This window comes from Pontimicrobium sp. MEBiC01747 (genome assembly GCF_053601635.1).
Window position 1 is genome coordinate 1 of sequence record NZ_JBSHNS010000519.1, and the last position, 11,140, is coordinate 11,140.

The following is an 11,140-nucleotide window of genomic DNA, read 5'->3' on the forward strand; positions in this document are numbered from 1 at the left end:
TTATTTTGCTTTTAGTTAGTTCTACTAAATACTTAGAGATAGATAGCCCTAACCCTGCACCTCTGTAGGAATCCTGATTGTTTATTTGAGTAAAACTATTAAAAATCTGCTCAATATTTTCTTCTTTAATGCCAATACCTGTATCTATAACCTCGAAATGTATACTTGCTTTTTGTGCTCGAATTTGGTTTAAAGAGACATTAAAAGTAACGCTACCCTCATTAGTAAATTTAAAGGCATTGTTAAGCAAATTTGTTAGTACTTGCCTTAATCTTAGGACGTCTCCTCCAATAATTTTTGGTAAGTTTTCATCAAAATCATGATAAAACTCCAAACCTTTTTGTTTTGCTTTTACGATACAGTTTAGTTTTAAATCTTCTAATAATTCATGTAGATTAAAAGGTTCTATAACTAAGTCTAATTTCCCAACTTCTATTTTAGAGAGGTCTAAAATATCATCTATCATATCTTTTAAAAATCCTGAAGAGGATTTTAAAACGTTTAAATAATCACGTTGCTGATGATTTAAATTAGATTGCTCTAAAATATCTGTAAATGTAATAATACCTGTTAAAGGATCTCTTAATTCGTGGCTAAAATTAGCTATAAAAGTGTTTTTAAAATCTTCTTTTTCTTTTAAGTAGTCGTTTTTTAGCTCTAAAATTTGAGAGTGTATTACAGATTCGTTTCTAACTTGAGCTGTTGTTTGGTAGTTATTATAGTGTGTTGTTAAATCGTGTATTGTTAATAAAGGTGCTTTTGTATTATTAAACGTTTGTAAAATAACATCTGCAATAATCTTTACGTTTTTATATTCTAAATGAATACACGAAAATGTAAAAGTTTCATTTTCGGTTGTTAAAAGCGGTACTAAACATTCAAAAAAAGGGTGAACGTCTGCGATTTTTTTTTGCTCTATTGATGGAAATAAAACATGGTCTGATTCTAAAACAATACCATTAAAATCTAGTATAGAGTATTGAATGACTGCTTTTGCATGTTCTTTTTTGTACGCGTTTAACATGGTTTTCGATCGTTATTTAATTAGCTCTAAGGCTAATGTATTAAAAAGATCTTCAACATTATTTCCTGTCTTAGCACTGGTATAGTAATTCGTTAAACGACCAAATTTACCGTTGTTCTGTTTTAAGAACTCTTTTGTTACTAAATCATTTTTGTTGCCAACAACTTTTACAGGAATATTTTTATGCTTGTCTTTAATAAACTCTAGGTCGGCTTCTAAGTTTTCGTAAGTAGATGGTCTTGTAACATCAAATACATATATAAAACCATTTGTGCCTAATAAGTACGATAGTCTCGTTGCGCTAATGTCGTCATTACCTTCTAAGTCCCATATAATAAGAGATACATCTTTCCCTTCTTCTGGTATTTCAACCATTTTTTTTAAAATATGTACACCAATGGTTACTTTATAGTCTTCGGTAAAGGTGTTCTCTACAAAACGTCTAATTAACGACGATTTACCAACGCCAAAATGGCCTAGTAGTACTATTTTTTTAGAGATCTTCATTGTCGAAATATGCTTTTAATTTATTTGAAAAAGACGTTTTATCGTCTAAGTCGTCTTTGTTAATGTGGTTTTTTGCAAAATCTAGAAGCTTATCTTCTAGTTCGCTTTTATATATAACATTAAATGGTCCAGAAATCATTACTGCTATGTAATAAGAAGTGAAATTTTGCAGATGTATATGGTAAGCTTCGTACTCTATATATTGTAATTCTTGGTCTCCTTTAATAAAGGCATCTTCTACAAAACTTTTTATTGCTGTAAGCATTCCTGCTACCATATCTTCTTCTATTCCTTCTGTTTTAGAATATTCTGAAATAATTAATCCAGATCCTTTTTCTATAACTAGTAGCTGTTCTATTTTAGGTTTTAATGCCTTTTGTATTATTAAATCTCCTTCACTAACACCGCTAAACTTTGCTTTAAATTTACGTTTTAAGTTTTCGAAAGAGAAGGTATTATTTACTTTAGAGTTTATTTGCTCAGACAGCACCTGCATTTCGGTCTGAATGTACTTTTTTATCATTTTTCCTATAATAGGAAACAATGCTTCTACAACTGCATCTTGAGAATTTTTAATTTCTGATTTTAGTGTTTCTGTTATAGTAGGACCTAATGTTTTAGGAATCTCAGCAACAAACTCATCTAATTTATCATCTATTATAGGATCTACTTTTTGAGATAGTTTTTTTTGCTTGTTAATAGTCTCTTCTAGTAGTTCTATCTTTTTTTGAATCTTAGAGGCATACTCGCGCTCATCTGTAAGTAAGATGTCTTTAAGTATACTAAGTTTATCCTCTTGATTCATAATGAGATTTAAAAAATCAATTACTGACTTATTTTCTCACCAAGTTTTATTAGTAAGTCGCCAAACAGTTTGCGATCAAGTTTCTTATCGTCTAAAGCTTCAGCTTTATCATCTAAAGAGTTTTCTAACTCAGTTATTCGAATATTAATATCGGTACTTAAGTTATCTATGTTTTGAAGTAATTCTGCTTTTACATCGTCTATTAAATTTTCAAGCTCCTGTTTTTTATTAAGGATGTCTTGTTTAACAGCTTCAAATTCAGAATTATACTCCTGTATGTTCTCTCCAAAAATTAATTGCTTAATCGCATCAATTTTTGAAGATGGATCAGATATGTTATTACTATCTATATTAGTTTTTTCCTGCTTCGCCATGGTTATTTGTTGTGTGAGGTAAAAATAGGAAAATTACTAGAATAAAAGAAGGACTATTAACTTCTCTGTATGAAATATTCTACTTTTTCAACCATTTTCTTGCTTCCACAGAAAAAAGGAACACGTTGGTGCAACTCTGTTGGTTCTATATCTAATATTCTGGTAAAACCATCACTAGCCTTTCCATTAGCTTGCTCAGCTAGGTATGCCATTGGGTTACATTCGTACAATAATCGTAATTTACCATTAGAATTTTTAGAGCTTTTTGGATACATATAAATACCGCCTTTAATCATGTTTCTATGAAAATCTGACACTAAAGATCCTATATACCTAGAGGTGTAAGGTCTGTTATCTTCTTCCATTTGGCAGTATTTAATATAATCTTTTACACCTTGAGGGAAGTGTATATAATTTCCTTCATTTACCGAATAGATGTTTCCATCTTCAGGAAATTCCATATTAGGGTGAGACAAGTAAAACGTTCCTATAGCTGGATTTAATGTAAACCCATTAACCCCGTCTCCAGTAGTGTATACTAACATTGTAGAAGTACCATAAACGATATAACCAGCTGCAACTTGTTGATTTCCTTTTTGAAGAAAATCGTCTATAGTTACTGGTGTACCAACAGGTGTAACGCGCCTAAATACAGAAAAAATAGTTCCTACAGATACATTTACGTCTATGTTAGAGGATCCATCAAGAGGATCCATTAATACCACGTATTTATTTTGATTGTTTTCGTCTTGGCTATTTATAGAGATAAAATGATCTTCTTCTTCACTGGCAATACCACAAACAATATTTCTATTGGTTAATGTTTGTATAAATTTATCGTTAGCATAAACATCTAGTTTTTGCTGGTCTTCTCCTTGTATATTTGTATCGCCAGCAGCACCTATAATATCTACTAATCCTGCTTTGTTTACTTCATGGTTTACAACTTTGGCTGCTAAACGAATAGAATTAATAAGCCTAGATAATTCGCCAGAAGTGTATTTAAAAGACGATTGGTTTTCGATAATAAACTCTCCTAAAGTTTGATTTTTTCGAGACATAGAAAGTAGTGCTGTTTTTTATTTCTAAATCTATATTGTATAGATTTATTACTTTGCAAATATCGTATTTTTTAATAAACTACATCGTTTTCGTATTATAATAATACATTAAGCTATGTATCTTTAAACTATATTTGATACAAATTATATAATTATGGATTTTTCTATTCGATGGGCCAATAAGGAAGACATGCAATCCGTACTCGACTTAATTATTGAGTTAGCTGTTTTCGAGAAAGAGCCACTTGCTGTAGAAGTTACGGTAGAACAATTACAAAAGGATGGTTTTGGGGTACAGCCAAAATTTAAATGTTTTGTTGCAGAGTCTAACTCTAAAATTGTTGGAATCGCATTAGTATATATGCGTTATTCTACATGGAAAGGAGAAACATTACATCTAGAAGATTTAATAGTAAGTAATAGTATGCGTGGAAGCGGTTTAGGTACTGCTTTGCTAAACGAAGTTGTAAAGTATGGACAAAGCCTAGGAGTTAAACGTGTAGGCTGGGAAGTAATAGATTGGAACGAGCCAGCGATTAAATTTTATGAAAAGAAAGGCGCTAATGTTATGAGAGATTGGGATGTAGTACAGCTAAATGAAGAGGCTATAAAAAATTATATAAATAATATTTAATGAGAGTATTTAAGTTTGGTGGAGCCTCTGTAAAAGATGCTAATAGCGTAAAAAATGTTATTAAAGTATTACAAAAAGTAGGGCATAGCAATACACTTATAGTCGTTTCTGCAATGGGGAAAATGACAAATGCTTTTGAAGTTGTTATAGATAAGTATTTTAATGCCCCGTCTCAATTACAACTTAAAATTAATGAGGTTATAACATTTCATGAAGCAATTTTACTAGATTTATTTGAAAATAAAGAGCATCAAGTTTTTAAAGCAGTAAATCTGTTATTTGAAGAACTAAACACTTTTTTTAAAACCAATAAATCTCCAGATTACAGTTTTGTTTACGACCAAGTTATTGGCTTTGGCGAATTAGTCTCTACAACAATTATAAGTTATTATTTAAACGAGAAAGAAATTAAAAATAACTGGTTAGATGTTAGAACCTGTATTAAAACAGATAATTATTACAGGAGAGCTAATGTAAATTGGAGTATTACACAACAAAACATAACAAACGCTGTAGATAAAGAGACACTTTATATTACACAAGGATTTTTAGGTAGTGATAGTAATAATTTTACAACAACATTAGGGCGAGAAGGAAGTGATTATACAGCAGCCATATTTGCCTATTGCTTAAATGCAGATAGTGTAACCATCTGGAAAGATGTGCCAGGGGTTTTAAATGGAGACCCGAGAGTGTTTAATAATACAAGACTACTAAACACGATTTCGTATACAGAAGCTATTGAGTTAGCATTTTATGGTGCTTCGGTAATTCATCCTAAAACGCTACAGCCGTTACAACAAAAAGAAATTCCACTACATGTAAAATCTTTTTTAAATCCAGAAAACAGCGGAACTACAGTAAACAAAACAAAAGGTATTTCGCCTAAAGTGCCTTGTTTTATTTTAAAGAAAAATCAAGTATTATTATCATTATCTACATTAGATTTTTCTTATGTAGTAGAAGAGAACATAAGCGAGATTTTTAATTTATTGGCATTATATAAAATGAAAGTAGATGTTATCCAAAATTCTGCGATAAGTTTTTCGGTGTGTTTTGATGATACATATAATAATTTAGAAAAACTATTGTTACATTTAAAAGCAAAGTTTAAAGTAACATACCACGATAATGTCTCTTTGTATACAATAAGGCATTATGATGATGCATCAATTAAGGCTTTAGAAAGAGGTAAAACCGTATTACTAAAGCAATTATTTCAAGAAACAATACAAGTAGTAACTAAATAATGTATTTGTTACATTTGTAAAAATCAAATTAACTAAAAATAAAGCATGGGGTTAGTAACAGCTAAAGAAGTATCGAAAGCAATAAATCTGAATAAATACGGGTTTATAGGCACTTTTATTGGTTGGCTTTTAATGAAGGTATTAAAGATATCTACTCTTAATAAAATCTATAATAGAAATAAACATTTAAGTAATATAGAGTTTTTAGATGCTATTCTAGCAGAGTTTCAAATTAAGTTTGAAATTCCAGAAGAAGATTTAAAACGATTACCAAAAGATGGTGCATACATAACAATATCTAATCATCCGTTGGGAGGAATAGATGGTATTTTGTTACTAAAATTAATGTTAGAAAAGCGACCAGATTTTAAAATTATTGCTAATTTTTTATTACATCGTATAGAGCCGATGAAGCCATTTATAATGCCTGTAAATCCTTTTGAAGATCGTAAGGATGTTAAATCTAGTATTGCTGGGTTTAAAAATGCAATAAAGCATTTAAAAGAAGGGCATCCTTTAGGTATTTTTCCTGCTGGAGAAGTGTCTACTTATAGAGATGGAAAACTAGTTGTAGATAAGCCTTGGGAAGAAGCAGCAATGAAATTGGCACAAAAAGCAAATGTGCCTATAGTGCCTATTTATTTTCATGCCCAAAACAGTAAACTATTTTATAAATTATCTAAAATTAGTGATACGTTTAGAACCGCAAAACTACCCTCAGAACTATTAACGCAAAAGCGAAGAACTATAAAGGTTAGAATAGGGAGACCAATTTCTGTTAAAGACCAGAACACATATGAAACGCTCGAAGACTTTTCTGCATTTATAAGAAAGAAAACGTATATGCTATCTAATGCCTTTGAACCAAAAGAAAATTTAAGAGAAACCATATCTTCTACTTTAAAACACAGCAAGCCAACAAAAGCACCTAAAAAAATTGTTACTCCAGTAAAAAAAGAGTTGATGATTAAGGAGGTTGAACTCCTTAGAGAAGACGATAATAGACTTTTAAAGAGTAAAAATTACGAAGTGTATTTATCTCCTGCTAAAAAAATACCAAACATTTTAAGAGAGATAGGGCGTTTAAGAGAAATAACATTTAGAGCTGTAGGAGAGGGGACTAATGAAGCCATAGATTTAGATAAGTTTGATAGTTACTATCACCATATGTTTCTTTGGGATTGCGAAGCTAATGTTATGGCGGGTGCCTATAGAATGGGATTAGGTGCTAAAATTTTTGAAAAATATGGAATGGATGGGTTTTATCTTCAAGACTTATTCCGTTTCGAACCAGAACTTCATAAAATGATGAGTGAGTCCTTAGAGCTAGGACGCGCCTTTATTATTAAAGAATATCAGCAAAAACCAATGCCCTTATTTTTATTATGGAAGGGGATTGTTCATACAACATTACGTTTTCCAGAACATAAATATTTAATAGGAGGTGTAAGTATTAGTAATCAGTTTTCTAATTTCTCAAAATCGTTAATGATTGAGTTTATGAAATCGCATTACTACGATCCTTATGTAGCACAATACGTGCATCCTAAAAAAGCATTTAAGGTAAAATTAAATGATGCCGATAAAGATTTTGTTTTCGACTCTACTGCTGCCGATTTAAATAAATTCGATAAAGTCATAGACGAAATAGAGCCAGGAGCATTGCGTTTGCCTGTATTGTTAAAAAAATACATTAAGCAAAACTGTAGATTAATTGGGTTTAACGTGGACCCATTATTTAATAATGCAGTAGATGGCTTAATGTATATAAAAATATCCGATTTACCAGACAGTACAGTGCGTCCTGTGATGGAGGAGTTCCAAGAGGAACTTGAGCGCAAGTTTTCTGGAAGTACAGAAGAAAAGTAGCTTTTAATGTCTTTATTAGAGCAACATAAAATATTATGAAAATACACAAGCTATTAACCAATATGCTATGCCTTTTGTGTATAGTTTTTTCTTTTGCTCAAAGTAATCAATCAACATTAAAAAATAAAAGTATTTATGGTGTAGTAATAGATGAGAAAACTAAAGAACCTATTGCAGGAGCTTCTGTTTATTTTGATAATACTACCGTAGGTACAATTACCAATTTTGAAGGTGAATTTACTTTCGATTACGACAATAAAATAAATGCTTCTATAGTCATTTCTTTTATAGGTTATAAAACGATTGTTATACCGCGTCCTAAGTATAATGAAAAGTATACTGTTTTGTTAGCGGAAGATGTTAGTTCTTTAGATGAGGTCTACATTGAGTACAAAGATGAATGGTCTAGAGCTTATAAATTAAAACAGTTTAGAAAAGAGTTTTTAGGCTCTTCAAAATTCTCAAGAGCTTGCAAAATTCTAAATGAAGACGATATTATTTTACGCTTTAATTCCAAAGAAAAACAATTAACAGCTCAAGCCAAACAGCCTATAATTATAAAAAATGAAGCTTTAGATTACGAAATTAAATACGATTTAAGTGAGTTTGTTGTAGACTATGGTTCGGGTATAGGCATACGAGAATCTGTTGAAGATAATAAGGATAAATGGTATTACTTTCGCTCTGTGTACTAGGGCTTCATGCCATCAGGGTCGATAAAATATACAGGATTGTCAAAAGCATAGTTATAAGGAGAGTGTCTTCGCATTTGTTCAGCTAATGGATCAAGATTCATCCAACGTCCTAGAGCAGGGTCATAATTTCTAGCACCAAAATCTAGAGTTTTCCAATCAAACGGGTCATTAGATTCTTCCTTTCCGTTGTAACCATACGGATGATGTTCTCCAATAATTACGTTATTGTACCCTTTGTGTTTAAGTCCAAAGGGATAGTAATCTAAGATGATTTTTTTGCTGTTTCACTAAAAAACAACCTCTTTCCCTTCCTTTTATTACAATATTTTTAAAGAACGTTTACTTTTATTAAGAATTTTAAATTTGGAATTACTATCCCCAAAAATAAATCCTTAAATGTGCTTCAAGATAAACTTTGTTTCTTGAAAAGCATATTGTTTTCCTACTTAATCGTTTAATATGAGTTCTTAGATTTAAATTCATTCTCTCAATTTTGTTTGTACAATATTGAAAGCGTTTATGAATAGCTTTTGGAATTAAGGCAGGGTAAATATTTAACTTATCTGTATAAATTCGTTTAGGTTGCAATAACAACAACTTATTTATTAAAGGTTTTATATTTTCTGTTGTTTTTCTACCAACAAAAAAATCAATAATTGTTTTAGTTTCTCTTTCTAAAGCATAAGTTATCCAAGTAACATTCTTTTTGTTTCCAATAAAACTCCACATTTCATCAACCTCATATTTACACCCCAACTTATTAAAGTATGGTACTTTAATTTGCTTACTTATTTTTAATAGTCTTGACAAAATTGTTCCACATGAAATATTTAAAACCCTTGAAATACCTCGAACACTACAACTTTCTTTTAGTAAAGATTTAATTAAACCATTAGTATTTTCATTATAAGCTTTATAAGTATATGTTAATTGAAATCGCTTATTACAAACTTTACATTTATAACGTTGCTTTCCTTTTTGAAATCCACTTTTTATTGAATATCCATTACAGTCTGGACAATATATTTTTACCATGACCTATTTTGAAACACAACGGTTTCAAGAATCCTTATTTTAAAGCCTCTAACAAACTTTCTCTTTTTTCAATATATCTAAGAACGTATAAAAACAGTAACTAGTATTTTTACTAGCTACTGTTTTTCAATTATTTATCTTCTGTATTTTTAGTATGTCTTAATTTGAAACACTACCAACACTACCCTTTTATATTATTGTTTTTTCTTATGGATAGATTCATGAATTAATGAATTTGCATCTTCTATAATGCAAATATCATTTGGAATATAAGTAAAAATGTTATTATCCTTATTTATTTTTGTAATAAAAACTGAATAATGATAACTAGCCTCTGCTGGACTTTTTGTTAATTTATTTGGTTTTGGTTTATCCATCTCTATTAAAATACAGGCCATCGTAGAATACTCTTTTTTTAAAGTATCAAAGTCAATTTCTTTAAATTCACTCACTAAGGATATGTTCTTTTTAAAAAAATATAGCCTCGAATTTATTTTTATAATTGCAGAATATATAGTAGGCATTTGCTTATCAAAAATTTCTACCATATTCATTTCAGTATTTTTGCTCAACTTAATGTTTGACAAAAATTCTTTTCTTGATTGCAATATGAATTTAGCATCATTATTTAAGTAATGCTCAGTTTCTTCTTTTGATTCTCCTTCCCTTGTTCTAATAATACACTCTTCAAAACTTGTTTCTAATTCTTTTTGAATAGGTATTTCTTGTCCCTTACAAGACATTATTAAAATAAAAAAAACTAAAGATAAACGTGTGTTTCTAATTAAATTCATAATGTATTTTATTATTAATTTTTATTATAATTAAACCTATTTTTATATATCTCTCCTCCATCAACATCTTTAGCTACACTTGGAGTTGGTGATATTCTTTTTCCATCTGCTCCATAATAACGGCTATTACCTTTAGAGTCTATAATCCTAGATTTTTCATCTCCAAAATAACTAGTTTTATTATTATCAATAGATATACCTATTCCATAATGGGTTCTTAAAGGCAATCCACTTTCAGACCTTATTAAATTTTCAATATGTGTAGCATAAATTTCAGAATCTGAAGCTCTTTTATTTCCATCCATATACCATAATTTATTAGTTGCTTCTAATCCTCTTATATTTTTATCTTGCCTATGTGCTAATTCATGACCCAGAGTGACATGAAAAGGCGAACCTGTAACTCCTTCTGTTGTTGCAATTAATGACTTATCATCTAGATTAAATGTAACTACTTCATTTGTTTCTTGATTTCTAGAACCTTTTTTAATAGTAATATCATATTTGCTTCCTGAGAAATAATCTACTAACCCCTTACCTGTCTTACCAGATTTAGAAAGTGCATCAACTTGAGCGATAGCTCCTCTTGCGTAATCAGATAATTTAACATCCTTATCTATATTAACCCATTTTCCATCAACCTTGTGTTGGGTAGTACCATTTTCGTATCTATACTTATTATCCCCATCATCAATGTAAACATAATCACCATTAACATCTATAAACCTTACAGGATTATTAAAAGTATATTGATATGGGTTTATACTTTCATATTTTTCGGCAAACCTATCTATATTCATAAACCTACCTATAGATACATCATAATTTCTGGCTCCATATTCTAACCAGTTCAATCCTAGAGATTCTTCTAATTCTTTTCCGTTATATCCAAACTTGTTCGCAACAGAATTACTATTAGCAGAAACATTGTTATTATACCCCTCATGTTTGAGACCAAAAGGATAATAGTTAAAGATGATTTTTTTACTATTTCACTAAAAAACCACCCCTTTTACTTCCTTTTATTACAGTATTTTTAAAGAACGTTTTGTTCTATTAAGAATATTAAATTTGGAATTACTATCCCCAAAA

The 11,140-nt window shown here is 30.0% G+C and carries 13 protein-coding genes; 4 read left to right on the top strand and 9 right to left on the bottom strand.

Features of this window, described 5'->3' with window-relative positions; genetic code table 11:
- The 5 genes from ACVC2P_RS16890 to fbp form a co-directional block, all read right to left on the bottom strand.
- The coding region (locus tag ACVC2P_RS16890) for a sensor histidine kinase (protein WP_452599629.1) at positions 1-1,024 on the bottom strand (1,024 nt) is incomplete at its 3' end.
- 12 nt (positions 1,025-1,036) lie between these two features.
- Positions 1,037-1,531, bottom strand: a complete 495-nt coding sequence (locus ACVC2P_RS16895; protein WP_452599630.1) for a Rab family GTPase — start codon at positions 1,529-1,531, stop codon at positions 1,037-1,039.
- Positions 1,518-2,336 carry a cell envelope biogenesis protein OmpA gene (locus ACVC2P_RS16900; protein WP_452599631.1) on the bottom strand — a complete coding sequence of 273 codons (819 nt, stop codon included), beginning with the start codon at positions 2,334-2,336 and terminating at the stop codon, positions 1,518-1,520. The genes ACVC2P_RS16895 and ACVC2P_RS16900 overlap by 14 nt, the downstream gene beginning before the upstream one ends.
- A 20-nt stretch (positions 2,337-2,356) precedes the next feature.
- A complete protein-coding gene (locus ACVC2P_RS16905) occupies positions 2,357-2,710 on the bottom strand; it encodes a fructose 1,6-bisphosphatase (protein ID WP_452599632.1) in 354 nt (117 codons plus the stop codon).
- 56 nt (positions 2,711-2,766) lie between these two features.
- A complete protein-coding gene (gene fbp, locus ACVC2P_RS16910) occupies positions 2,767-3,771 on the bottom strand; it encodes a class 1 fructose-bisphosphatase (RefSeq protein WP_452599633.1) in 1,005 nt (334 codons plus the stop codon).
- Between the two features lie 154 nt (positions 3,772-3,925).
- On the opposite strand from fbp, the gene ACVC2P_RS16915 reads away from it, so the two are divergent.
- The 4 genes from ACVC2P_RS16915 to ACVC2P_RS16930 are packed head-to-tail and all read left to right on the top strand — an operon-like array spanning position 3,926 to position 8,219.
- Positions 3,926-4,405, top strand: a complete 480-nt coding sequence (locus ACVC2P_RS16915; protein ID WP_452599634.1) for an N-acetyltransferase family protein — start codon at positions 3,926-3,928, stop codon at positions 4,403-4,405.
- On the top strand, positions 4,405-5,655 hold the full coding sequence (locus ACVC2P_RS16920; protein WP_452599635.1) for an aspartate kinase: 1,251 nt from the start codon (positions 4,405-4,407) through the stop codon (positions 5,653-5,655). The genes ACVC2P_RS16915 and ACVC2P_RS16920 overlap by 1 nt, the downstream gene beginning before the upstream one ends.
- A 45-nt stretch (positions 5,656-5,700) precedes the next feature.
- Complete coding sequence (locus tag ACVC2P_RS16925) at positions 5,701-7,524, top strand: GNAT family N-acyltransferase (protein ID WP_452599636.1); 1,824 nt, start codon at positions 5,701-5,703, stop codon at positions 7,522-7,524.
- Between the two features lie 35 nt (positions 7,525-7,559).
- Positions 7,560-8,219 carry a carboxypeptidase-like regulatory domain-containing protein gene (locus tag ACVC2P_RS16930; protein WP_452599637.1) on the top strand — a complete coding sequence of 220 codons (660 nt, stop codon included), beginning with the start codon at positions 7,560-7,562 and terminating at the stop codon, positions 8,217-8,219.
- Here the strand turns inward: ACVC2P_RS16930 and ACVC2P_RS16935 are convergent.
- From ACVC2P_RS16935 to ACVC2P_RS16950, 4 genes are all read right to left on the bottom strand, one after another.
- Positions 8,216-8,491 (bottom strand): RHS repeat domain-containing protein, encoded by a 276-nt coding sequence (locus tag ACVC2P_RS16935; RefSeq protein WP_452599640.1) that lies wholly within the window; start codon positions 8,489-8,491, stop codon positions 8,216-8,218. The genes ACVC2P_RS16930 and ACVC2P_RS16935 overlap by 4 nt on opposite strands.
- A 100-nt stretch (positions 8,492-8,591) precedes the next feature.
- Entirely contained in the window at positions 8,592-9,254 is a 663-nt protein-coding gene (locus ACVC2P_RS16940; RefSeq protein ID WP_452599638.1) for an IS1 family transposase, read from the bottom strand.
- A gap of 194 nt (positions 9,255-9,448) precedes the next feature.
- Positions 9,449-10,048, bottom strand: a complete 600-nt coding sequence (locus ACVC2P_RS16945) for a hypothetical protein (RefSeq protein ID WP_452599639.1) — start codon at positions 10,046-10,048, stop codon at positions 9,449-9,451.
- Positions 10,049-10,062: 14 nt separating this feature from the next.
- Complete coding sequence (locus tag ACVC2P_RS16950) at positions 10,063-11,028, bottom strand: RHS repeat-associated core domain-containing protein (protein ID WP_452599641.1); 966 nt, start codon at positions 11,026-11,028, stop codon at positions 10,063-10,065.
- Between the last annotated feature and the right edge of the window lie 112 nt (positions 11,029-11,140).